Raw genomic sequence first — 24,394 nt, 5'->3', positions numbered from 1 at the left:
ATAAAAAGAGTTTTAGTCTCCTACACAAACCCAGACTAACCCAACCCTTCAACCAACAAATTGCGAGCACTTTCCAACGCTTCCTGCAACTTACTAGCATCGCGTCCCCCAGCCTGCGCCAAATTAGGCCGCCCGCCGCCTTTACCGCCGCAAAGTTGAGCAATTCCCCCAATAAACTTGCCAGCTTGCAATCCTTTCTTATTGACTTCAGGACTAAAAGCAGCTACCAAACTCACCTTATCCACATCAGCAACCGAAGCCAAAATAACCGCAGCATTTCCTAATTTTTGCTGCAATCTTTCCGCCGCAGTTTTCAGCGCTTCTGCATCGACATCACCCAATTGAGCTACAATGATTTTGAATTCACCGATCGCCTCAGCCGCATTTAACAACTGGTCAGATTTCGCGATCGCCAATTCCGACTTCACAGCCGCCAACTGCTTCAGAGTATCCTTCAACTCATTCTGCAAATTAGTAATCCGGTTGGGTAACTCTTCCGGCTTCGCCTTAAATCGATCGCCCAAATCGCGCACAACCCTGTCACGCACATTCAAATAATCCAACACAGCCTGGCCCGAAACCGCCTCAATCCGGCGAGTACCAGCCGCAACCCCAGCCTCCGAAACAATCTTAAACAGCCCGATTTCAGCCGTATTGCTGACGTGAGTCCCCCCGCACAATTCCATAGAAACGCCGGGAAAGTCGATAACTCGCACCACGTCGCCGTACTTCTCGCCAAACATCGCTGTAGCGCCTTTTTCCCTCGCTTGGGCGATCGGCATTTCAGCAACTTCCGCAGCGTGGGCTTCCGCAATCCAACTATTAACTAAATCCTCAATTTTCTCCAACTCTTCTGCTGTCACAGCGCGGGGAGAATTGAAATCAAACCGCAATCTTTCCGTCGATACCAGGGAACCAGCTTGGGAAATTGAATCATCCACAATTTTTCGCAAAGCTGACTGTAATAAGTGAGTTGCTGTGTGGTTGGCTTGAATTCGGCGGCGGCCGCTATTGTCAATTTTCGCAGTCAAACTATCGCCAACTTTCAACGTTCCCCGTTCCACTAAGCCGAAATGCACGAAGAAATCCGACTCTTTCTTCACATCATCAACTCTCACCAACAAACTCTGACCATTCTCTCCGCTTTGCAAATAACCTTTATCCCCAAGTTGTCCGCCGGATTCTGCATAAAACGGCGTTTGGTTCAACACAATTTGTACCTCGGTTCCCGCCTCTGCTGATTCCACAGCTTGGCCGTCAACTAAGATAACTTTTATCTCAGCTAAACTCGACAATGCAGCATAACCAACAAACTCAGTTCCTTGGATAGTCTCAGCCAACTTATCCAATGAACCCTGCACCGTCAAATCGATAGTTTGATGAGCTTCTTTGGCGCGAGTTTGCTGTTCCTTCATCGCGACTTCAAAGCCTTCTAAGTCAACAGTAATTCCCTGTTCTTCAGCAATTTCTTGAGTTAGTTCTAAGGGGAAACCGTAGGTATCGTAAAGCGTGAAAGCATCTTGTCCGCTGATTTGTTGGTTGGCTTGCTGTTTTGTGCGATCGACAATTTCCTCCAACAGCTTCTCTCCCCGTTCCAAAGTCTTGAGAAACTGGGCTTCTTCCCTTGCCAATTCCGCCTTAATTTGAGCTTCCCGCGATCGCACGTTCGGATAAGCAGCTTCCGAAAGGGCGATCGCACTTTCAGCCACCCGCACCGTAAATTCACCCTGAATCCCAATCAGCCGCCCGTGGCGCACCACCCGCCGAATCAAGCGGCGCAAAATGTAACCGCGACCAACATTCGACGCGCGAATTTCGTCTGCAATCATGTGTACCACAGCCCGAATATGATCGCCAATTACTTTCAGCGAAACCTTGACATTTTCATCACTATTATGGTAATCAATTCCGGCAATTTCAGCCGCCGATTGGACGATCGGAAAAATCAAATCTGTTTCGTAATTGTTAGGGACTTTCTGGAGGATTTGCGCCATCCGTTCCAATCCCATCCCAGTATCAATATTTTGATTTTGCAGCGGTGTTAAATTGCCCTCTGCATCCTTATTGTACTGCATGAAAACCAGGTTATAAAATTCAATAAACCTGCTATCATCTTCGAGGTCAATATTATCGCCTCTTTCCGGGTGGAAATCGTAATAAATCTCAGAACACGGGCCGCAGGGGCCTGTCGGGCCAGATTGCCAGAAATTGTCTGCTTCTCCCATGCGTTGAATGCGATCGCCCGGAATCCCAATTTCATCGCGCCAAATCGCAAAAGCCTCGTCATCTTCGCGAAAAACGCTAACAACTAAATTGGATGCTGGTAAACCGAAAACTTGCGTAGAAAGTTCCCAAGCCCAGGCGATCGCCTGTTTCTTGAAATAATCCCCAAAACTGAAATTACCCAACATCTCAAAAAACGTGTGGTGGCGGGCGGTGCGGCCGACGTTTTCGATGTCGTTGGTGCGGATGCACTTTTGCGAAGTCGTGGCGCGCGGTGATTCTGCGGTGCGCTGTCCGAGAAATATCGGCTTAAATTGTAGCATTCCGGCGATCGTCAGCAACACTGTCGGATCTTCGGGCACCAAAGAAGCGCTCGGCAATATTTTATGTCCCCGTTGGGAATAAAATTGGAGGAAGGTTTCGCGGATTTCGCTACCACTGAGAAACTTAGGAGAAATAGACATGACAAAAATTGTTAAGTATGTAAGGATGTAGCAACAATAGAATTTATAGTCCTGGACGCACGGGTGTCCAGAAACCGGGTTTTTCAACCAGAATACTTGCTTAAAATCCTCAATCTCGGTGAAAAAACCCGGTTTCTTTGTTCGGAGTGCGTGAGTCCTAACTTACATCTATGTGGATATTCATATCATTATACTTAGTAATGTAAAGACCCATCAAGTTTTGCAAATTGTGCTTTACTCCTCCCAAAGCTCGTGCTAACTTAATAATAGACACCGAGACGTAAAACACAGGAGGTCGCCATATTTAGAAACAAAGTTCGAGGATATAGGCATGGTGTCTCCGGTCTAGATTCCGAGGCGCGGCAGAAATTAACCGAGCACAACTTGGAATAGTGGCAACGCTGCGATCGCGCAGTCAAGCCAAACCGCAGTCGAGTCAGACTTATTGTGCTTGCGGATTAAAAGTAAAGCTGCACAAGTTGTAAACCCTAGTAAGTAATTGTTCTTTACCGGAAACACATCTCGTTTGTTAGAAAAAACAAAGCTCTCATATTATTGGGCCTGGTCATTGTCGATCGGGCCCTACGCTTTTTTGTAGGGAAAGAGGGGGAGACGGGGAGAGAGGGAGACGGGGAGACGGGGAGACGGTTTGATCTCTACTCTTCAGTCCGCGGAGGCGGACTTCGTTTGTCTAGGCGCGGTTTCAACCGCCGACTTAGGCGGACTTCGTTCCACTTTTTGCCGTGGCCAGGCCCTCTGGCCCACCGGCACTGTCAATATGGGATATCATAGAAAAATCTGTACAAAACATTAAAACCTACGTCGCTGACTGCGAGACAGTCTACAATTGATCAGCTTGCTGCAACGCAAGGATAGCAAACCGCTATTTTGGGGAGCCTCATTGTGGCTCTGATGATTGCCTCCAAGAACCTGAATTTCAGGAGATTTAGAGTGAAATTTCTCAAGAATCTCATCCCCGACGAAGGGGTGAGAGTGTCTAACAGTCAAGCTGTGCCAAGTCAAAAAGCCCATGTATCCGACAACTGTCACCAATCACAGTAAAAGTCGCCAGCACGTCTTTTAGCCTTGTTCAAACGGTTCGACTAGCAGTTTAACAAAAAATATAGTACACTTCTTAAACTCACAATTTTCGGAGATTCGAGGTAAAATCATGGCCGAAATAACCAAAGAAGAAATGCGCGAACGGCTGGGAAATATTGACCAGATTCGCGATATAATTTTCGGGGCGCAGCTTAGAGAATACGACAATCGTTTCGACAAAATAGATTCCGAGATCTCGATGATGCAGCAAGATATGCAGGCTCGCATCGAACAGGTAAAAACAGTTCTGTCCACAGAAATGAGGGCGGCAGTTGATTCCTTTGAAAAGAAAGTTAAATCCCTCACCTTAAACACGCAAGAAGAAAGCGCCGACCTGCGGCAGCAAATCGATCGCGTTAACCGCAAATTCTCCAGCAGCATGGAAGCCCTCGACGAGGCTATAGACAATCAAACCAGTTCACTTCGCGACGAACTCTCCCAAACCAGAGAGCGACTATCTGAAGAAACCCGCACTTTGAAAACACAGGTTTTTGAAGAGCTAGATCGCCGCTTTTCTATGCTCAGAGATGTTAAAGTTTCTAGAGACGACATGGCAGAAATTCTGTTTGAACTCGGCATGAGGCTCAAAGGAACAGAATTTGTACCCGAACTTAAAGGCGTTGCGGATAATAAGTTAAATACCGAATTTCTGTTGCCGGAGCGCCACAATCACGGATAATAACGCATGGCTTTACCGAAAGAAAATCCGGAAGTTGAAGATCAGCTAGAGGGTTTTGTTTCTCAACCTGACGAGTCTGCTGCCGATGCAGCAACCCAGCTAGAACCCTTGCTGAATCTGTTAGTCGATCTCAAAATTATTGCTGGTTCAAAACAGCAAAATCCAGAGCCAGAAAGTCACAGCAGCAGCAACAACAATCAAGCTGGGGCCCTCGGCGGGTTGATGGATTTGTTAGGTATTTCTTCAGCAGAGCAAGAGGAAATTGCAGCCGTCCTGCCGCCAGAAACAGGCTCTCGCCCACCGGAGTTTACTGATTCTCCGGCGGTTGCACGCGAGCCCAAAAGTAGGCTCTTCCCTACTCAAAAACTCAACAGTTCTGAACTGGAAAGAAACTATTCCTCAGCTAAAACTATCAATATTTCCGCAGATGTTTCGGATGTTGAGCAAGAATTGCCACCGATATCAGAAGCATCGCCTGACTTGACAATTTCAGATTCTCCCCACTACGTACAGGCGGAAAAATCCGAGGATTTCGACACCGCTTTAGAGGATTTGACCGCTCCCCAAACTCTGGCACCACCAGGAGCAACTGAGCAGAATGCCGCAGTTCCCACACTTCTCCCGGCGTCAGAAAAAATATATTTAGATGCGGTGGTTGCTTCGGTTCAATCGATGCCAAACTTGTTAGAAAATCCGACACACATATCCCAGCAAGCAGAAATATTAGGCGAAATTAAACAAGACTTAAATGAAGCCGACAACGCGATGGGAAGGCTGCAAAATCTAATTTTTGGCTCGCAAATGTCGGATATCGAGCAAGTGAAAAATCTCCTCGCACAAAATGACTTGCCCGGGGTGCGCCACCTGCTGGCAACCATCGATGATAAATTAGGAAAACTGGAACACCAAATCCACGATCCCCAAGAGCTGATCGCCCTGATGCTGCCTTGGATCGGAGAAATTCTCAGCCGCAAAATTGCCGATTCCAGAGAAGAAGTTGTCAACGCGATCGTGCCAATTATTGACGAAGTGATTAGGGCAAAAACTCAGGAAAACAAGTCGGCAATGAGTTCGGCAATAGCTGAGCTGCTTCCCGACGCCCTTGCTCAACAAATAGTGAATTCGCCAGAGGATATTGCTAAGGCGATCGCCCCAGAAATCGGCATGGCAATTAAAGAGCAAATTCGCCTCGATCAAGAGTCGATCGCCCAAGCCCTCGCCCCCGAAATGGGCAAAGCGATTACAGCCCAAATAAAACTCGAACGCGACTCTATGGTGGATGCGCTCTATCCCGTAATTGGCAGTACAATTTCCCGATACATGGCAGAAGCTATCAAGACAATCAATGAAAAAGTGTCAAATGCCATCAGCGTCGAAGGAGTTCAGCGCAAAATTCGCTCCAAAGTACAAGGAGTCTCCGAAGCTGAATTAATCCTCAAAGAATCAGTACCCTTCACCGTCCAAGCAGCATTCTTAATTCACAAAGCATCAGGCTTGATTATTTCGGAAGTTCAAAACTCAGAAAGCTACCAGTTAGAATCAGAAATGGTAGCAGGAATGCTGACAGCTATTCGCAGTTTTGTTAACGAGTGCATCGTTCGACCTGGAGAAGTTTCCGAACTCAATCAAATCGAATACGGCGACTCAAAAATTATGCTAGAAGTAGCGGGATACTGCTACATGGCAGTCGTAATTAAAGGAGAACCGCCACAGTCGTTCATCACCAAACTGCGGAAAACAGTTAGTAATCTTATCCTTAATTACGCTAAATTAATTCACGAGTTTAACGGCGATCCCGGTACTATACCGGACTCGCTGCACCCGTTTATCAAAAGTTTATTCGACCCGTTGGAAAGGGAAAAATCAACAAAACCCCCGATCGCCCTAGCGGGTATCAGTTTACTCGCCCTCAGCTTAATTTTAGTACCTTGGGGAATTTATCAGTACCGCAGCAGCATCGACCGCCGCCTCGAAGCAAATGCCGCTTTAGCTTTAGCATCGACCCCAGAATTAGCGGTGTACCGCTTAAACGCCGACGTGGATGGCAACACTCTCAAATTAACCGGAAAATTGCCAAATCCAGAATTGCGCGCAAAAGCCGCAAAAATAGCCGCATCCACTGCACCAAATCTGAAATTAGACAATAAAATTGTCGCTGTAGATGTACCTCCCGATCCCGTGTTGACGGCGGCTGAGGTGCAGCGGATTACCGCTGTTTTGAACCGCTTGTCGGGCGTTTCTATTTCTAGTCGGTATGACGATCGCAAAGTTATAGTAGAGGGCACAGTCACCGAAGGTGCCGACTCACAGAAAATTGCTCAGTCCCTGAAGCAAATTCCCGGCGTTCAGTCGGTCATCAGCACTGTTAAACTAGATCCGCTCAAGATTGCAACCCGCATCTACTTTGAGCAAGGAACGACAACATTAGACTCAACACATCGAGAAATCATCGCCAGTGTCAAAAATTTCATGGATCAATATCCTCAAAAACATATTAAGATAATTGGGCATAGCGATCGAACTGGGGAACTTGTCACAAATCAACGGTTGTCACTCCAGCGTGCGGCAGCAGTGCGAGATGCTTTGGTGCGACAAGGTGCTGATCCGAAGCGCCTCCAAACGGTCGCCAGCCCAAATCCTCCGGCCGGCGTGGAACCCAATCAACCGCTACTTTTAAGCAGATGCGTGCTATTTGAACCCATAACTAAGACCATAAACAGCAAATAATTATGTCCGTTACTATATCTAAAAAAATGTGCATGATCGGCGATTTTGGCGTCGGCAAAACCAGCCTGATTCGCCGTTTTGTCGATCATCGGCAATTCAGCGACCAATACCTCTCCACTGTCGGAGTGAAAATTTCCCGCAAAAGTATCATATTAGAAAACACAAAACAGCAGGAAGTCGTCACAGCACAGTTACTGATTTGGGACTTAGAAGGACATACAAAATTCAAAGGAATCGCACCGACTTACTTGCAGGGATCTGGGGGCGTTTTAATCGTTGCCGATGTCAGCCGAACCGAAACAGTTGAGCGAATCTCCGAACACATTAAGCTTTTTTCTTCAGTCAATCCCAAAGGATCAATTATCATCGCTTTGAACAAAGTAGACTTGATTGACGAAGAAAAATTGGCACTGCTAGTGGAAATCTCCCATTCGATAGGTCAAGACAAAGTAATAGCAGTATACACGACATCTGCTAAAACAGGCAAAGACGTTGACGAAATCTTCCACAAACTAGCTTACACAATGGTAGAACAAGTATGAATTCCCTTTTCAAGAAGCTTTTAGGCCCGCGACAAACAGAGTATTTTGTAGTAAATCACAATTTCATCATTCAAGAAATCTCTGCCGAAGTGCAGAATTATGCCGATACTCCCAGCGACGCGATCCCCGGTGCAGATGCTCGCATCAGTTTTCCCGAACTGATTGGCATTGAAAATATCCTGATGTCGATCGTGATGGGACGGCGGCCGAGTTTTGAACTCAAAGGTATCGCTCGGTTTGCCGACAACCACCGCCCTTTATACTTCGATCTGTTGGCGATAGAGCATGAAAACGAACAAGATATGGCAAGTAATTTGCTCATCTTGATTGAAGATGCCACCGAAAAAATGGTGATGAAGCAATCCTTAATTCAGAGAGCGAATGAAGCTAATCTTTTGGTGAGCGCCTTAGCCGCTTCAAAAGATTATATAGATAAAGTGATTCGCTCGATGGGCGATGCTTTGTTGGTGACATCAACATTAGGAATTATCAAAACAGTCAATCAATCGGCACAATGGTTGTTTGGGTACAGCGAAGCAGAATTGCTCGACCATCCCCTCTCCAAAATAGTAGTCGAAGAAACCTTGCTTTACCAAGCTCGCCACCGCTATATTTTGTCTCAAAAAGAGCTGCTCAGAGAACTGGAAGTAGTCTGCATTACTAAAACAGGAGAAGAAATTTGGGTAGAGTTTTCCTGTTCGGCAATTCAGACAGAATTACAGGGACTTTACGATTTCATCTATATCGGCAGGGATATTACAGAACGCAAGCAAGAAGAAATAGAAATTCGCCGCTCTTTGGCAAAAGAGCAAGAACTCAGACAGGTGAAATCTCGTTTTTTCTCGATGCTCGCTCACGAATTCGGCAATCCTTTAAATACAGTATTATTTGCTACTCAAATCCTCAAAGAATACGGCGACGAAATCACCAACGAGGAAAAACAAGAATACCTCGAACACGTTAGATCGGCATCTAAACACATGGCTCAGCTATTAGATGACGTGCGGTTGCTCAGCAGCGCCGAAGCAGGAAAACTCAAATTCAATCCCGCCCCAGTTGACTTGCAAAAATTTTGCAGCGAGTTAGTAGAATCTATTAAAATTAGTTACGGGAAAAATCATAAAATTAACTTTAATTGCCGAAAAAATCACACCTCGCTCGCGAAAAAAACAGCTCAGGAGTCGGAGGAAACCCAACAATTGCCCGCACTCGATTCCAAATTGCTGCGGCACATCTTGACAAATTTGCTTTCTAATGCTGTCAAATATTCGCCGATCGACAGCAATATTTATTTTCAATTAAATTGTCATAATGAAGAAGCTATATTTAAAATTAAAGACGCAGGCATTGGCATTCCTATAGAAGACCAAGAACAACTGTTTGAATCTTATTACCGCGCCCAAAATGTGGGAAAAATACCCGGTACAGGACTGGGTTTATCCATAGTCAAGCAGTGTGTAGACTTGCACGGAGGTCAAATCGAATTTTCCAGCGAGACAGGGTTAGGCACTACCTTTATAGTCACAATTCCCTTTTACAAACACAGATAAATATAGCCTTTCTCAGAAAGATCAGGTACGCGAACGGCATAGGGCTATGGGCATAGGGCATAGGGCATAGGCCTCCGTGGGCATACCTCACCACGCTTGAGAACCGCTATAGATTAATTTCAGATAATTCGATCCCCAGGGCGCATTCACTACTAAAAATGTCACATGAAAACCTTGTTAAAAAAACTGTTAGTTCCCCCCCACTTGGAGTACCTAGCACTGGATAAAGACTTTTTAATCCAAGAAACATCTCTCAAAGTGCAGCGGTTTGGCGACTGTCCCGAGGAAGTAGCGGCCGGCAACGATGTCCGCATTCCCTTTCCCGAATTGGTGGGAACTGAAGAAATTTTAATCGATATTTTTGAAGGGCGGTTGCCAAATTTTGAATTAAAATCGATGACGCGGGTATTAGAAAATGGCTCGCGGCTTTATTTTGATATGTATATCGTCGAGTTTAGCAATGACGATAATTATCACAGATTAATTGTATTTTTTGAAGACGTAACCGACAGGATGGGTTTGGAACAAACTCTAGTCCAAGCTACCAATGAAATGAATATTTTATTGAGTACCTTAGCCGCTACTAATAATTATGTTGAAAAAATCATTACTTCAATGGCTGAAGTTTTGTTGGTAACAACATCATCGGGAAAAATTAAAAAAGTGAATCAAGCGGCTCAAGATTTGTTCGGTTACAGCGAATCAGAATTAGTCAGCCAGCAAATAGATACTCTTGCTGCTGTTGGCGAATCTTTGCAAGCAGTCAGCCAACAGCCGCCTCAACTATCTCAAACTAATACCGAAGTAATTTGCACGGCAAAAACCGGAGAAAAGCTCACAGTTTCCTTTTCCTGTACGGCGATTCCGAGTGACATGAAAAATATTTCTGAATCTTTGGCCGCCCTCCAAGATTTCGTTTACATCGGCCGCGATGTTACAGACAAACAGCGCGCCCGCAAGCGAAAAATAGCTCAGTATGTCACCACTCGCATCCTGTCGGCATCCGAAACAATCAAAAAAGCTTTAGCAGCAATTCTCCCCGTAATTTGCGATAGCTTGGGATGGGATACCGCCGAGCTTTGGATGCCAGAATCTGGGGAAAAACTGCTGTCAGGAAGTAAGAGAATAACTGCGATTTCAGACCCCAATTTGCTGCGATGCGTCGCCAGTTGGACAAAACGCTCAGTTTCTATCCCCAAATTTGCCGAATTTGCCGAACAAATGACCTGTGCCATGGGAGAAGGATTGCCCGGTCTAGTTTGGGCTAGCGGTTCCCCTCAATGGATTGCAGATGTCACAGAAAGTGATAGTTTTATGCGCCGAGAAATCGCCGCAGCAGAAGGACTACACGGAGCTTTTGGTTTCCCAATTTTGGGCGACCACGAGGAGGAAAATTCGCAAAGGTCTGTGTTGGGAGTGATGATTTTTTTTAGCCGCGAAGTGCAGTATTTTGATGAAGAATTGCTCCAGACAATGGCAACAATCGGCAGCCAAATCGGTCAATTTATCAAGCGAAAGCAAGCCGAAATAGCTTTGCGGGAAAGCGAAGAACAACTGCGAGATTTATTTGAAAATGCTACTGACTTAATTCAAAGTATTGGAGAGGACGGTCATTTTTTGTATGTAAATCGGGCTTGGCAGGAAACTCTGGGCTACAGCGAAGCAGAAATTGCTCAAATGACTGTTTTTGATATCATTCATCCCAACAGTTCCCAAGAGTCTCTGGATATATTGTATCAAGCTATTACGAAAAAGATTGTCAATGAAAATACATTTTATCCCGACTCAATTCAAGTAATATTTATTACTAAACATCACGAACAAATTTTGCTGGAAGGCAGCATAAGCTGTAAATTTGCGGAAGGTTCGCTAGTGGCAATTCGGGCAATTTTGCGAGATATTACTGCTAGACAAATGGCAGAAGACGCGCTAGCAAAATCTGTGTCGCTGCTGCAAGCAACGTTTGATTCTACTGCTGATGGTATTTTAGCTATTGACAGGAACGGGAAAATAGTCACTTTCAATCGAGAATTTGTAGAAATGTGGGACATCCCTAACGAAGTGATGGCACTGCGAGACGACGCGACAACGATCGCGTTTGTGCAGAACCAACTCAAAGACCCCCAAGCATTCCAAGAGAGAATAGAATCGCTTTATGAGCAGCCAGAAGCCGAAAGTTACGACTTGTTGGAATTTCAAGACGGCAGATTTTTTGAACGCTATTCGGAACCGCAGCGCCTGGGAGACAAAATTATAGGTAGAGTCTGGAGTTACCACGATATTACGGAACGCAAGCAAGCAGAAGATGCTCTGCGGGAAGAACAAGAAAAATCAGAAAAGCTGCTGTTAAATATCTTGCCTAAGGCAATAGCAGAACGCCTCAAGCAAAACGAAACAACTATTGCGGAATACTTTCCGGAAGTGACTGTTTTGTTCGCAGATATTGTGGGGTTTACAGCTTTGTCTAGCACCATGAATCCGATCGACCTTGTGGAACTCCTGAATAAGATTTTCTCAGGATTTGACCTTTTGTGCGAAAAGCACGGCTTAGAGAAAATCAAGACTATCGGCGACGCATATATGGCGGTGGGAGGGCTGCCCTATCCCCGGATCGATCACGCTGAGGCGATCGCCCAAATGGCCCTGGATATGCAAACAGAAATAGCTCGGTTTAATGCTCAGAATAAAAAATATTTTAGCATCCGCGTCGGCATCCACAGCGGCCCTGTCGTTGCCGGAGTAATTGGCATCAAAAAGTTTATTTACGATTTGTGGGGCGACACGGTAAATATTGCTTCCCGGATGGAATCTCACGGGTTGTCTTGGCGGATTCAAGTCAGCGAAACTACTTATAAGTTATTGGAACACAAATATTTGTTTAAGGAGCGGGGAATTATTGATGTTAAAGGTAGAGGGCGCATGAGAACTTATCTGCTCGTTGGTAAAAAATAAGTTTAGTCAGTTGGCAGTAGTCAGTTGGCAGTTGACAGTTGACAGTTGACAGTTGGCAGTTGATAGTTGGTAGTTGGCAGTAGTCAGTTGGCAGTTGACAGTTGACAGTTGACAGTTGGCAGTTGATAGTTGGTAGTTGACATCAGGCTGAGGACTAAAAGTGTTGCTAAAGTTAGTTAGCAATACTTTTTGGTCGAGACTTATGGAACTTGCTAATTTTTCGGCAAATTTACGATCGCCCTTAGAATTTCTCGATCGCCATCCGGTGACTGTTGCGCCATCAACTTCCCTGGGGGAGGCGATCGCTCTGATGCGTCGGGCGAGAAACACTTGCCCGCTGGCGAATGCACCGCCGCACTCAAACGCCACGCTAAAAACATCGATGAGTTGCGTCTTAGTTGTCGAGGAAAATCAGCTAGTCGGAGTGCTGGGCCCGCCAGATGTGCTGAACTTAGCCGCCGAATCGGGATGGCAAGAAATGCCAGTTGCCGATGCAATGACGCGGAATTTAATTGTCTTAAAAGAATCAGAATTTACCGATATTTTTACCGCATTTAAGCTATTTTGTCAACACTCGATCGATTGTTTGCCAATTGTGGATGAACGGGGTCAACTCGTAGGTTCAGTCAGCGCAGAAAAGATTCGCCCAGCCATGTATAGCTGGATAGAGTTACTGCAACAAGCAGCGGCAAAACGGACGGAAGAAAAAGGCGAAGTGTTAGACGCCCAGCGACAGGAAGCCGCAGCGGCGGGCCTCCGCCGCGAGGAACAACTCAAACTCACCCTAGAGTTTACCCGTACCGCTAGTTGGCAGTGGCAACTCGCCACGGGCAAACTCACCGGAAACGACAGCGGTTTCCGGCTGATGGGTTTAAGGCCCGGAACCGATGAGTTAAATTATCGGGTTTGGCGCGATCGCGTGCATCCAGACGATCTCGACAGAGTCGAGTCAGCCCTCACTGGCGCCCTAGAAAACCGCAGCGACTACGAAAGCGAATTCCGGCTGATTTCTCCCGAAGGCAAGCTGTACTGGCTTTTGGAAAGGGGTAGAGGCATTTACAGTGAGACGGGTGAGGCTGTGGAGATGGTGGGGATCTCGATCGACATTACCGATCGCAAACAAGCAGAAATCGCTTTGCAGAAGCTCAATGCAGAGTTAGAAATGCGAGTCCAGCAGCGGACTCAATGGTACGAACTAGCAGTATCGGCGGGCCAAGTGGGGATTTGGGACAGGAATTTGGAAACCGCCGAAATCTACCTCGATCCGTCTGTGAAAGCTTTGTTGGGCTATCAAGACGCAGAGATTCCCAACTGCATGGAAAATTGGACATCTCTGACTCATCCCGACGATCGAGCTGTAGTCGAGGCAGCAGTAAATGCTTATCTAGATGGCGTGACAGAAATTTTTGAAGTCGAACACCGGATGCTGCACAAAGACGGCAGCACCTGCTGGATATTTGCCCGCGGCACTGCTGTGCGATCGCCCGAGGGCAAGGTTTGCCGCCTGATCGGGACTGACACCGACATTACCGATCGCAAATTGACCGAAGAAAAACTGCAAAACTCCGAAGCCGAACTGTTGGCGCTGTTTAATGCGATGACAGATGTCGTGATGGTTTTCCATGCCAGCGGCCGCTGCCTCAAAGTTGCCCCCACGGCTCCCCAACTGCTGTACAAACCGGCTGCTGAAGTGCTCGGCAAAACCCTCGCCGAAATCTTCCCAGAAGCGGAAGCTAATTTTCTCCTCGGCCACATTCGCCAAACCTTGGGATCTGGGGAAACCCACAGAGTTGAATACAGCCTGGAAATTGAGGGGAAGTTAATCTGGTTTGATGGCAGTGTTTCGCCACTGGGAGTCGATCGGGTGATGTGGGTAGCCCGAGACATTACCGATCGCAAACAGGCAGAAGCTGCACTGCAAAAGAGTGAGGAAAAGTTTCGCAATTTGTTTGACGATGCTCCAATCGCGATCTGTTTGGCAAGCGTGCGCGACTACCGGATTATCAAAGTGAATGAAGCTTACCGCCAAATATTGGGCTACAGCGATGCGGAGTTGGCGACGATGACTTTTACCGATCTCACGCATCCAGAAGATTTACAAGCAAAAATCGATGGAATCAAGCAGTTGGTCGAGGGCAATATTTCTCGCTTCCAAATGGAAAAACGCTTGATTAAGAAGAATGGCGAGTTGATGTGGGGAAACTTGACGGTGACGCTGATCCGCGACAGCGACGGCCCTCCTCTCTACACCATGGCGGCGATCGAAGATATCAGCGATCGCAAGCGGGCAGAAAGGGAATTGCAGCAGTTAAAAGAACGCCTGCAATTTTTGCTGGCTTCTAATCCGGCGGTAATTTTTACTGCCGCGCCGGGGAGAGAATTTTGTACTACTTATATCAGCGACAACGTTCAGGCAATTGTGGGCTACGACCCCCAAGAAGTGTTGGCAGATTCTAACTTTTGGTCGAGCCGCATTCATCCTGAAGATCTGCCGCAATTTATAGTAAACTTTTCTGATTTGTCCGAAAATAAAAATTGCATTTGCGAGTACCGCTTTCGGCATCAAGATGGAATCTACCGCTGGCTGCGGACGGAACTAAAACTCTTGGTTGACAGCAGCGGTATTCCGATCGAAATTATTGGTTACGCGGCGGACATCAGCAATTCTAAACACGCTGAAATCGCCCTGAGGCAGCAGTTCGAGCAAGAACGGCTAGTTTCGGCGATCGCCCGCCGCGTCCGCCAGTCTTTGGAATTAGAGGAAATTCTCAACACCACGGTTGCGGAACTCCAGCAAGTCTTGTTAGCCGATCGAGTTTTGGTTTATCAAATTTTACCCGAAAGTGGCGGTTTAGTCATTGCTGAAGCCGTGGCCGAAGGATGCAGCCCGCTGGTAAATAGATGTTTTGGCGAAGAGGTTTTCCCCGCCCAAAGTTATCAGCTTTATTTGCAAGGGCGAATTTCTGCGATTTCCGAACTAGACGATCCCTCCATTACACCTTGTGTGGTGGAGTTTATGCAACAAATTGAAGTTAGGGCTAAGTTAGTAGTGCCGATTATTCAGCACAGCCAACTTTGGGGATTGCTGATTGCACACCAGTGCGATGGGCCCAGGGAGTGGCAAGAATGGGAAATCAATTTATTTCAGCAGTTGGTTAATCAATTGGCGATCGCCATTCAGCAATCTCTACTCTACCAGCAACTGCAAGCGGAACTTATCGAGCGCAAACAAGCGGAAGCAAATTTAAAAATTTCTCTCAAAGAGAAAGAAATCTTGCTCAAAGAAATTCACCACCGCGTCAAAAATAACCTCTGCGTAGTTGCCAGCCTGTTAGAATTGCAATCTAACACAGTTGCCGACCCGCAATTAGCCCTCATGTTTGAAGAAAGTCAGAATCGCCTCTACTCTATGGCTCTGATTCACGAGAAACTGTACCGCTCGACCAACCTGGCGGAAATTAATTTTGGCGAATATCTGGAAGATTTGGTAACGAACTTGTTTCACTCTTACAATATAAGTGACAACCGCATTCAGTTGCAGGTAATAGCTGAACCAATTTCCCTAAACCTTGAAACCGCTACTCCCTGCGGTTTAATCGCTAATGAATTGGTTTCAAATACCCTGAAACACGCTTTCCCTCACGGCACGAGCGGTACAGTTAGTGTAGAATGCTATCAAACGGGCGATCGGGAAATCCACCTCTTCGTTAAAGACAACGGCATTGGCTTTCCTGAAGAATTAGATTTTAGGAAAACTAACTCGATGGGCTTTCAAGTTGTCTGCACTTTAACCGATCAGTTAGAAGGAACCATCGAACTGTCAAGAAAAATAGGCACAGCATTTCACTTAATATTTAACGAATTAAACTACTTTCAGAGGTTGTAAAAAAATGAATTTTTCACAAAAACAAATTCAGATTTTGATTGTCGAAGACGAACTCTTAATTGGTAAAAATTTAGTATTAAAATTAGAAAAATTGGGATATAAAATCGTCGGTCTTGTTTCTTCAGGAGCCGATGCCATCCAGCGCGCCAATGAAATTAAACCAGATTTAATCTTAATGGATATAGTCATCAAAGGTGACATTGACGGCATAGAAACAGCAGCCAGAATAAATCAAGAATTAGAGATCCCAATTATCTATACAACTGCCTATGCTGACGACGAAACTTTGCAGCGAGCCGAAAATACTGGCTCTTACGGCTACCTCCTCAAACCGTTTAAAGAAAGAGAAATACACGCCACCATCAAGATAGCGCTGAGCAAACATCAAGAAGCAGTGAGGATGAAAAAAATAATTGCATTAGCCGCAGCGAAAAGCGAAAGTAGAGCGCGACTTGTTTCAATGGCATACCACGATTTAAATACTCCGTTGACTACCATACAGCTATCGGCTGAAATGCTGGAAGATAGTGAATTGCAGGCGAAGCCAGGAACTCCCAATAAAAATGTCGCTCGCATCAAAAAAGCCGTCAGTAATATGAGCGAATTGCTGGAGGATATTTTAATACTCAGTAAAGCAGAATCAGGCAAATTTTCCTTGAGTTTAAATCAGCTAAATGTGACGGATTTCTGCACCTCTATTTTAGAAGAAATGCAACCGATAGTCACCCAAAAGCACGTCCTCACTTTCCTCGCCAAAACAGAGCCTCTGTACGCCCATCTCGATCCAAAATTGCTGCACCACCTCTTGACTAATTTGCTTTCAAACGCTATCAAATATTCTCCAAACGGCGGCCATATTAGTTTAGAATTAAGCTGCGAAAACCAGCACATAATTTTTGGAGTTCGAGATGAGGGAATTGGGATGACAGCGGAATATCAAGGAAAACTATTTCACCAGTTTGAACGGGGGACGAATGTAGGCCAGATTAAAGGCTCGGGTTTGGGACTTTGCATTGTTAAACACATCGTTGACTTGCACGGCGGTACAATAACTGTGGAAAGTGCGATCGACAAAGGTACTAAATTTAGTGTCGCGCTGCCTTTTCTGAGTCATTAGTCATTGGTCATTTGTCATTGGTTATTGGTTATTGGTTATTGGTTATTGGTTATTGGTTATTGGTTATTGGTTATTCCTAGACGCAGAACATAATTATGTAGGGTGCGAAGTCCGCACCTTACGGCTATTATTCACGCGTTGCAAAAATCCTGGATTTTATTATTTCTTCCTTCTTCCTTCTTCCTTCTTCCTTCTTCCTTCTTCTACAAATCGATTGGGAGACAAAATCTCAATCGCCCAATCTTTTGATCCTGCCGCCGAGTTAGCAAATCGCTCCGCCAAAGCAGGTACAATCGCCAAAGGATTGCTCAAACCCGAAAAAACGTGGAATCCCGGGCGAGAGCCAATTTCCCCGACTATGGGCAGCTTATCAGCGCTAAATGCCACAATACAATCGTGCCAAGTTGCGGGTAAATTTGCCGCATCTGGTAAAACCTTGCCGATACCCGCACGAATTGCCGTTTCGCTGGTTTTGCGATCGACTTTAGCATTCAAATCGCTCAAAGTCCGAGACAATTGCCCGATCCGCAAACTGCCATCATTAAATTGAATTGCACCAGAATCTAAAATCGGTGGTAACAACTCATTACCTGGTTTATCCCAAAGAAAATCTAGCTCAATTTTACTCGATTCAGCTTCCAATTCAAAACGTTTTAATACCGCGGGCATCACCAAAGTCCTGAGTTTCAAATCCACAGGTGCAGTCTCCAAAATCTCGGCGCGACTAAAATAAACTCCCGCAGAAATACCCGCCGCCTTCAGCAAACTGCGACTCCAACCTCCAGCACAAATCACCGCATTTTCGCAAGCATAACTTTCGCGTACAGTCTGGACTCCAGAAATCCGATTTCCCTCTGCTATTAAACCAATTACTTCAGCAATTTCTATAGTTCCTCCCAACCGCACAAACCCTTGACAATAAGCTATATTTGTGGCAGTCGGCGAAATGTGACCGTGACGCACAGTTAGAGCTCCGGCGATCGCACTTTTATTCAGCAAAGGTTCCAACTCACCAGCTTCTGCAACGCTCAAGAGCTGCGGAGGAATGGCAAAATGCGCGTAATTTGCCGCAACTTTTTCGGGATCAGTACCCGCATCAATTGTCAGCAACAAATCCAACTCGCGAAACTCAGTACCAGCCTCTAATTCCGCCGATAAATTGCGGTGGCGTTCGATACCTTCGGCACACAATTCACGAGTTAAATCGGTCGTACCCGACCAATAAGCCAAGCCGCCGTAACTAAAACGAGTACCATTGTGCGCGATCGCATCTCGTTCCAAAAGCAGCACGGAAAAACCTTTTTTTGCGAGTTCGTAACTCACCGCTGCACCCGTAATCCCGCCGCCGACAACAATCCAGTCGTAACTTTTCATGGGCAATTCAAAGGGAAGAAAGAAATGATGCTTTGATTTTATATCAATTATGAAAAGTAGGGACACGGCAATGCCGTGTCCTACTCCCCGTGCCGGACACGGCATTGCCGTGTCCCTACGGTTCTTCTTCCTTCAAAAAAGTCTCTACCTACAGAAAGAGGCGATGTGCGATCGCCCTAACAGAAACTTCCACCCCTCGGGAGATGTTTGCGGCCGGAGATTTTTCGTTAAATAGTAGGAATTACAGACAGCACAAAATTAGAAACACCACAGAGGTTTTTATGAGTATCGACAAACCGGGCAAAGATATGCAGCGCACTGCCAATCCGGGCGATCGCATTTCCGAGGAACCGCAAAGCATCGAAGAAAAAGCCGAGCAATTAGCGGTTGACCACGTGCCAGACATCACGGGAGATGTGGTGACAGTTCCCACTTATTTCGTCGTAGAAGAACCGGATGGGGAAAAGAAAGCCCTGCACCACGTCAAAGATGCCGAGGAAATTTCTGACGTAATTCGGCAGATGCGCGTTGACGAAAATGGCGATCGGATTATGGATTAACTTCAATCCAATAAAAACGGGTTTTGTAGAAAACTTATCGCTAGAAATCATGGAAACAAATCAAAGAAATACTACGCCCTATCCCAATATTCCGCCGATTCTAGAAAGTGACGACACAGAGTATCGCGACGCGGGCATTACGAGTACAGTTTCAGTTGCAGGCCATCCCCTCCACCCAGTGCTGATCGTGTTTCCGATCGCCTTTTTAGTAGGAGCCGCCGGCACGGATATCGGCTACTGGCTGACAAGCGATCCGTTTTGGGCGAGAGCTTCGGTTTGGCTGATCGGTAGCGGTTTTGCTGCGGGGATTTTGGCTGGGATCACGGGCTTTTTAGATTTTGCGAAAATTAAAAGAGTGCGCGATCGCAGTGCCGGTTGGTTGCACATGGGCGGCAATGTGGCGGCTCTGGTACTTTCGCTGATTAACCTGCTGTTGCGGCAAGGAAATGCTGCTGAGCCGATCGTGTTTACAGGCTTAGGATTGTCGATCGTCGTTGCCACCTTGCTGGGCGTTACAGGCTGGTTCGGCGGCGAACTAAGTTTTCGCCACAAAGTCGGCGTCATCGGCCCTAGCAGTCAAAATTAGTAGGTTTGCGATCGTTTTTAGTAGGGAATTCAGTCCTGTAGATTGAATAAATTAGGACTAAAGTCCTGACTACAAACTCAAAGATTGTCCAATCCAACTCAGATAAGCCTCGCTGCCAGCGACAATCGGAATCGCAATAATTTCGGGAACTTCATAGGAATGGAGTTCCTGAACTTTTGTTTTTAAAGCCTCAAATTTAGCCAAATCAGTTTTAATCACCAACTGCCACTCTGACTCGGAATGAATCTGCCCTTGCCAAGTATAAATCGAGCGAATTGGCGACAAACTCACACAAGCAGCCAGCTTATTTTCAACTAGAGATTTGGCGATATTCTCCGCCTCCGCCTCCGATCCCGCAGTTACCAACACCAACCCAAAATTAACAGTCATAACGATTTAAAATTAATTTGAACAGAAAACCTCGATCGCATTCCCAGGAAACGTCATTGCCGTGTCCGGCGCGGATCTCTGCCACTTTTAATAATTATAGTCCTGGACGCACGGGTATCCAGAAACCGGGTTTTTTACCGAGATTTACGGTTTAAACCAAGTATTTTGGTAAAAAAACCCGGTTTCTTGGTGAGCGAGTGCGATCGCTAAATTCGTATAAGATTGAAAATTTTAGCAAAACTTTTTAAAATTGGTATGAGCTGTTAGTTGTCCTTGATTGATTACCAATTCCCAATTACCCATTACCGATGCTTAACTTCCGAAACATCCCAAGAATTGACTTTGCACGCCGCAGCTAAGGAAAAGTAGCGCCTAGTCGATTCCGGTAAAATAGCTCCGTCCAACAAAGCATGATCTAAATTAGCTCCTATTAACGTCGCCTCGCTCAAATCTGCCGCCATCAAATCAGCTTGACACAGCTTTGCCCAATTCAGATTTGCCCCTCTCAAACAACTTCCCCTCAACTTAGCCCCGGTTAAGTTTGCACCCGCCAACTTCACCCCCCGCAAAATAGCCGCGCTGAAATTCGCCCCCGCCAAATTCGAGCCTTCCAAATTAGCTCCCATCAGTTTAGCTTCGCTGACGTTAACGCCGCTCAAATCTGCACCGCAGAGATTCACCCCTGTCAACTGCGCTCGCCGCAGACTAACTCCGGTTAATTGAGCTCCAAAAAGTTTTGCACTGTTGAGCTTTGCACCATAAAGGTTTGCCCATTTAAAATTAGCTCCCGTTAGATTCGCGCCGAGGAAGTTAACTAATTGCAAGTCGGCGCTGCACAAATTGGCATTCCACAACACAGCACTCCGCAGGTTGGCGCCACTTAAAGTTGCGCCACTTAACTTTGCTCTCGGTAACTTTGCTTTTACCAAAAAAGCTCCGCTCAAATTAGCTTTTGTCAAATCTGCGTCTGAGAGTTGGGTTTCGCCCATTTTGGCAAAACTCAGATTTGTTCTTTGCATCTGTGCGCCTTTGAGTGTTGCTTTGGTGAGAAATGCTCTGCTGAGGTTGGCCCCGGAAAGATTAGCTCGCGAAAGGTTGACTCCGATTAAGATGGCTCCGCTGAGGTTTGCCCCGCCCAGATCGGCTCCAGCAAAGTCTCTTTGTCCTTTTTCGTAATTGTTGAGTAGTTCGCTAACTTCCATAGGGCGTGATACCTTCTCTGATTGGTGGGGGTTCGATCGAGAAATCTTTACTCTTCAGGTTGTTTCAGAAATTGTACTGTTACAAAAATTAGACTGTTTCAGCGTTGGCATCAAACGGTATAACTTCTGGTAACATTACTTTCTGTTCAAGCGCGATCTCTTAATAAAGATTTTATATAGTTCTCGCGGTAGCGATCGCCCTTTCGGTACTTTTGAATTAAAAGTTAATGTTTAGTGACATAGATAGTCATTGCTTAACATCGGCATTAATCTGCAACTTCAGCCGCAGCGTACCCTTGAATCCTGCGGGAGGTTTCCAGGAAGTTAAGGCTTTCTTGAGAGTCTCAAGGGCGTCTGTTGCTTGCAGCGTCGAGGTTTGATTGTCGTTAGCGAAGCCCTCGAAGAGGATCGCCACTTGCTGTACGCTGCCGTTTTGTACCGATAACTCCCACACCGTCTCGCCGCTAACCCCCGCCGGGAGGTTAACAGATTTGAGGTATTGAGTCAGAGATGCGATCGCCCCTGCATCCAACCCTTGGGCGCTGACTACTTGCAAGCGAGCAGCAATCTGCTGCTGGGGTGGCGGTGGCTCTAGCTGTCGCAGTAATCCCATAGGGGCTGTACTCACCGGTGCCGGGCTGTTAATCCCGCCAAAGTTGCGAGTGCCACCTCTCGTTTGCTCGCCCCCCTCAGACTCGAAAATACCTTCATAGCTGACACCCTGGGGCAATTCCACAGGCACTTGCACGCGACGACGAGTTCCATCTGGTTCGACTCGCACTTCTTCGCTCACAGCCACAAAAGCCGTGTATTCCGACAGCAAGCGATAAGTCAGAGCAGTATTAGTCACAGCTTCCACCAAAGATTTAGTCTCGCCGCCAAACATTTGATTCATTAAATCTTGAATGCGCGATCGCCCCCAAAGTTGAGCTACCGCCGAATTTCCAAAATCCGTAGCGGTTGGTGCGACTGAAGTTGACTCCCGCTGCCGCCCGCCGGATTGAGCAAAATTAACAGGTAAAATCTGCTCGTAAGCTTTGCCGCCCGCTTGAGTGCCGCGGATGCGAAGTTGGCCGTTAGTTCGATCGGTCTTTTTGCCAAACAAAACCAGCGGTTGACTCGCAAATAAGTCTGGGGGTGCGATCGGATAAATCTCCGGTTTTTCCCCCACTCCTTCCCAACTAATTTGAATATTAGTCAATACCGGACTATTAATTTGACGAAAAAACTTTTCTGCCGCTGCTGCTGACGGTTCATCTTGACGAATTACTTGAGACGTGCCTCTTCCCACTTGGGCCAAACGGTTAAGCAAAAACCGATTCACCGAACCGCCGACACCAAAACTATAAAGTCGATTTCCCGGTTTCAGACTCCGCTGCACCAGAGCCAGCACTTCTTTTTCATTGCCAATATAACCATCAGTAATTAGTACAATACTCCGCAGCATCCCTGCTTTTGTCGCCGGAAAATTCATCACTGCTTGAATGCCATTGAGCAGTTCTGTTCCGCCGTTAGCCTGCAATTTATCGATATAATTAATTGCCCTTTGTCGATTTTCTGCCGTATTTGCTAAGGGAGTAGTTGAAAGCGCTGTCGCCGTGTTGGCAAAATCAATAATAGTAAAAGTATCGTTGGGATTCAGCCCTTGAATAAAGCGGCGCATCAATTCCTTGGATTTTACCAGCGGATCGCCCTGCTGAGAACCGGAAGTATCCATCAAGAAAATGACTTCTTTAGGTACAATTTCATGAGTTTTGTAGTTGAAAGCCGGAATCAAATAAGTAGCAAAATGGCCGCCGCGCTGGTCGGATTGAGTTAGAACTGTTGCGCGAGTATTTTCGCCCGCTACTCGATAGCGGAGAATTAAATCTTTGTTGGGAATTGTGTCAGAATTGGCTAATTGGACTTGCACAATATTGCCGCTGCGGTCAGTTATAATTTGATGGGAAGTAGAGCGGACATCGCCGATCGCAACTCCGGCATCTATTTCTACCGAAACAGCGATATCCTGACCAGATCGCGTGCTGGGAGGCAAAACAGGCGGGTTAATGCGATCGGCATCGGTCGTATTTCGCGAAATATAGCGCGGGCCAACCACTGTGGGAAACACAAATTCGTAATCACCGCCGACAAACTTGAGACTTTCGGTATAGCGAATCGTAACTTCTATTTTTTCTCCCGGTTTGATATTAGCGAGAGACTGAGTAAAAATATTAGATCGTTCTTGTTCCAACAAACCCGCAGTCCGGCCTTGCTGTCTGGCTTTTTCGTAAATTTCTACAGCTTCATCGCGGCGTTTGATATTAGCTTTAATAGTACGATCGCCTATTGTAATTTCCATGTCATCCACCGCCGCTTCATCGGGCAAAGGAAATACATAAACAGCTTCTAAAGATTCGGGAAAAGGATTTTCAAACTTCTGTACAACTTCGACGCGGGAGATATTGCCAGCAATTTTGGCTTTAACTTCAGTCCGTTTGAGAGCAAATACTTGTTCTCTGGCTGTATTTTGAGTCTTGACGAACAAACCGCCAACTGGACAGCGAGTTTCGGGCGATCGCGCGCGATCGCAACTAACATCGTTACTAGCCAGGATTTTTGGCGGCCCAGACGAATGATTTTGCCCAGGAGTGTTTGCCCGCGCCCCATTGGGAGCGAGCCACACGCCGCACTCGTTAGCGAAGCCCTCGAAGAGGATCGCAGCGAGCAATGCGATACCAGCAGAAAGCAACCGTTGAGGGGATAAAACGCAGACAAACTTCATAGCTGTTTTTTGATCAGACTGGAGGTGCTTTGTTTACCATGACCTTACCATTCGCGAAACGTTCCTGAGTTACCTTTCTGGGAAACATGACTTAACGGGATTTTAGATTTTAGATTAAAGATTTTAGAATTGACTCCAGAGGCGCAGACGCTTGGCTGGCATCGGTATGGAGGTCGGTTAGGGCGATCGACTGCTAACCCAACCTACAAGATCGTATAATAGTTAGATAGCTTAAATAATTCTAACCTCAACCTCTCAACCTCTAATAAATTGAAAA

Annotated in this window: 15 protein-coding genes; 10 read left to right on the top strand and 5 right to left on the bottom strand. The window is 46.3% G+C overall.

Annotated features, from left to right (window positions below):
- Window positions 1–35 precede the first annotated feature (35 nt).
- Window positions 36–2,687, bottom strand: coding sequence for an alanine--tRNA ligase (gene alaS, locus QUB68_RS02520; protein WP_332989062.1), 2,652 nt, complete (start codon window positions 2,685–2,687; stop codon window positions 36–38).
- Window positions 2,688–3,858: 1,171 nt separating this feature from the next.
- On the opposite strand from alaS, the gene QUB68_RS02515 reads away from it, so the two are divergent.
- The 7 genes from QUB68_RS02515 to QUB68_RS02485 all read left to right on the top strand — a co-directional run bounded on the left by QUB68_RS02515 (window position 3,859) and on the right by QUB68_RS02485 (window position 17,241).
- Window positions 3,859–4,467: a hypothetical protein gene (locus QUB68_RS02515; RefSeq protein WP_332989060.1), complete on the top strand. Its 609-nt coding sequence runs from the start codon at window positions 3,859–3,861 to the stop codon at window positions 4,465–4,467.
- 6 nt (window positions 4,468–4,473) lie between these two features.
- On the top strand, window positions 4,474–7,194 hold the full coding sequence (locus tag QUB68_RS02510) for an OmpA family protein (RefSeq protein WP_332989059.1): 2,721 nt from the start codon (window positions 4,474–4,476) through the stop codon (window positions 7,192–7,194).
- Between the two features lie 2 nt (window positions 7,195–7,196).
- A complete protein-coding gene (locus tag QUB68_RS02505) occupies window positions 7,197–7,736 on the top strand; it encodes a Rab family GTPase (protein ID WP_332989057.1) in 540 nt (179 codons plus the stop codon).
- Window positions 7,733–9,286: a PAS domain-containing sensor histidine kinase gene (locus QUB68_RS02500; RefSeq protein WP_332989055.1), complete on the top strand. Its 1,554-nt coding sequence runs from the start codon at window positions 7,733–7,735 to the stop codon at window positions 9,284–9,286. The genes QUB68_RS02505 and QUB68_RS02500 overlap by 4 nt, the downstream gene beginning before the upstream one ends.
- 165 nt (window positions 9,287–9,451) lie before the next feature.
- Complete coding sequence (locus QUB68_RS02495) at window positions 9,452–12,238, top strand: adenylate/guanylate cyclase domain-containing protein (RefSeq protein ID WP_332989053.1); 2,787 nt, start codon at window positions 9,452–9,454, stop codon at window positions 12,236–12,238.
- A 160-nt stretch (window positions 12,239–12,398) separates the two neighbouring features.
- Window positions 12,399–16,124 (top strand): PAS domain-containing protein, encoded by a 3,726-nt coding sequence (locus tag QUB68_RS02490; protein WP_332989051.1) that lies wholly within the window; start codon window positions 12,399–12,401, stop codon window positions 16,122–16,124.
- 4 nt (window positions 16,125–16,128) lie between these two features.
- Window positions 16,129–17,241, top strand: a complete 1,113-nt coding sequence (locus QUB68_RS02485) for a hybrid sensor histidine kinase/response regulator (protein WP_332989049.1) — start codon at window positions 16,129–16,131, stop codon at window positions 17,239–17,241.
- Window positions 17,242–17,400: 159 nt separating this feature from the next.
- Here the strand turns inward: QUB68_RS02485 and QUB68_RS02480 are convergent, their stop codons facing one another.
- Entirely contained in the window at window positions 17,401–18,615 is a 1,215-nt protein-coding gene (locus tag QUB68_RS02480; RefSeq protein ID WP_332989048.1) for an NAD(P)/FAD-dependent oxidoreductase, read from the bottom strand.
- A gap of 70 nt (window positions 18,616–18,685) precedes the next feature.
- On the opposite strand from QUB68_RS02480, the gene QUB68_RS02475 reads away from it, so the two are divergent.
- From QUB68_RS02475 to QUB68_RS02465, 3 genes are read left to right on the top strand one after another with little or no spacing between them, the layout of a single operon-like run.
- Window positions 18,686–18,850, top strand: coding sequence for a hypothetical protein (locus tag QUB68_RS02475; protein ID WP_332989047.1), 165 nt, complete (start codon window positions 18,686–18,688; stop codon window positions 18,848–18,850).
- 46 nt (window positions 18,851–18,896) lie between these two features.
- Window positions 18,897–19,175 (top strand): hypothetical protein, encoded by a 279-nt coding sequence (locus QUB68_RS02470; RefSeq protein WP_332989045.1) that lies wholly within the window; start codon window positions 18,897–18,899, stop codon window positions 19,173–19,175.
- Window positions 19,153–19,761 carry a DUF2231 domain-containing protein gene (locus tag QUB68_RS02465; RefSeq protein ID WP_332989044.1) on the top strand — a complete coding sequence of 203 codons (609 nt, stop codon included), beginning with the start codon at window positions 19,153–19,155 and terminating at the stop codon, window positions 19,759–19,761. Before QUB68_RS02470 ends, QUB68_RS02465 begins: the two co-directional genes overlap by 23 nt.
- A 69-nt stretch (window positions 19,762–19,830) precedes the next feature.
- Here the strand turns inward: QUB68_RS02465 and cutA are convergent, their stop codons facing one another.
- From cutA to QUB68_RS02450, 3 genes are all read right to left on the bottom strand, one after another.
- Window positions 19,831–20,151: a divalent-cation tolerance protein CutA gene (cutA, locus tag QUB68_RS02460; RefSeq protein WP_332989042.1), complete on the bottom strand. Its 321-nt coding sequence runs from the start codon at window positions 20,149–20,151 to the stop codon at window positions 19,831–19,833.
- A gap of 302 nt (window positions 20,152–20,453) precedes the next feature.
- Entirely contained in the window at window positions 20,454–21,353 is a 900-nt protein-coding gene (locus tag QUB68_RS02455; protein ID WP_332989040.1) for a pentapeptide repeat-containing protein, read from the bottom strand.
- A gap of 247 nt (window positions 21,354–21,600) precedes the next feature.
- Window positions 21,601–24,117 (bottom strand): VIT domain-containing protein, encoded by a 2,517-nt coding sequence (locus tag QUB68_RS02450; RefSeq protein ID WP_332989038.1) that lies wholly within the window; start codon window positions 24,115–24,117, stop codon window positions 21,601–21,603.
- Window positions 24,118–24,394 lie beyond the last annotated feature (277 nt).

This window comes from Microcoleus sp. A006_D1 (genome assembly GCF_036702805.1).
In the GTDB taxonomy this organism is placed as follows: Bacteria; Cyanobacteriota; Cyanobacteriia; order Cyanobacteriales; family Microcoleaceae; genus Microcoleus.
This window is presented reverse-complemented; position numbering and strand designations above follow the sequence as displayed.

What these genes read in the sequence shown, in the direction of transcription:
- alaS (WP_332989062.1), bottom strand. Translation starts at nt 2,687, where the DNA reads ATGTCTATTTCTCCTAAGTTTCTCAGTGGTAGCGAAATCCGCGAAACC.
- QUB68_RS02515 (WP_332989060.1), top strand. Translation starts at nt 3,859, where the DNA reads ATGGCCGAAATAACCAAAGAAGAAATGCGCGAACGGCTGGGAAATATT.
- QUB68_RS02510 (WP_332989059.1), top strand. Translation starts at nt 4,474, where the DNA reads ATGGCTTTACCGAAAGAAAATCCGGAAGTTGAAGATCAGCTAGAGGGT.
- QUB68_RS02505 (WP_332989057.1), top strand. Translation starts at nt 7,197, where the DNA reads ATGTCCGTTACTATATCTAAAAAAATGTGCATGATCGGCGATTTTGGC.
- QUB68_RS02500 (WP_332989055.1), top strand. Translation starts at nt 7,733, where the DNA reads ATGAATTCCCTTTTCAAGAAGCTTTTAGGCCCGCGACAAACAGAGTAT.
- QUB68_RS02495 (WP_332989053.1), top strand. Translation starts at nt 9,452, where the DNA reads ATGAAAACCTTGTTAAAAAAACTGTTAGTTCCCCCCCACTTGGAGTAC.
- QUB68_RS02485 (WP_332989049.1), top strand. Translation starts at nt 16,129, where the DNA reads ATGAATTTTTCACAAAAACAAATTCAGATTTTGATTGTCGAAGACGAA.
- QUB68_RS02480 (WP_332989048.1), bottom strand. Translation starts at nt 18,615, where the DNA reads ATGAAAAGTTACGACTGGATTGTTGTCGGCGGCGGGATTACGGGTGCA.
- QUB68_RS02475 (WP_332989047.1), top strand. Translation starts at nt 18,686, where the DNA reads ATGCCGTGTCCTACTCCCCGTGCCGGACACGGCATTGCCGTGTCCCTA.
- QUB68_RS02470 (WP_332989045.1), top strand. Translation starts at nt 18,897, where the DNA reads ATGAGTATCGACAAACCGGGCAAAGATATGCAGCGCACTGCCAATCCG.
- QUB68_RS02465 (WP_332989044.1), top strand. Translation starts at nt 19,153, where the DNA reads ATGGCGATCGGATTATGGATTAACTTCAATCCAATAAAAACGGGTTTT.
- cutA (WP_332989042.1), bottom strand. Translation starts at nt 20,151, where the DNA reads ATGACTGTTAATTTTGGGTTGGTGTTGGTAACTGCGGGATCGGAGGCG.
- QUB68_RS02455 (WP_332989040.1), bottom strand. Translation starts at nt 21,353, where the DNA reads ATGGAAGTTAGCGAACTACTCAACAATTACGAAAAAGGACAAAGAGAC.
- QUB68_RS02450 (WP_332989038.1), bottom strand. Translation starts at nt 24,117, where the DNA reads ATGAAGTTTGTCTGCGTTTTATCCCCTCAACGGTTGCTTTCTGCTGGT.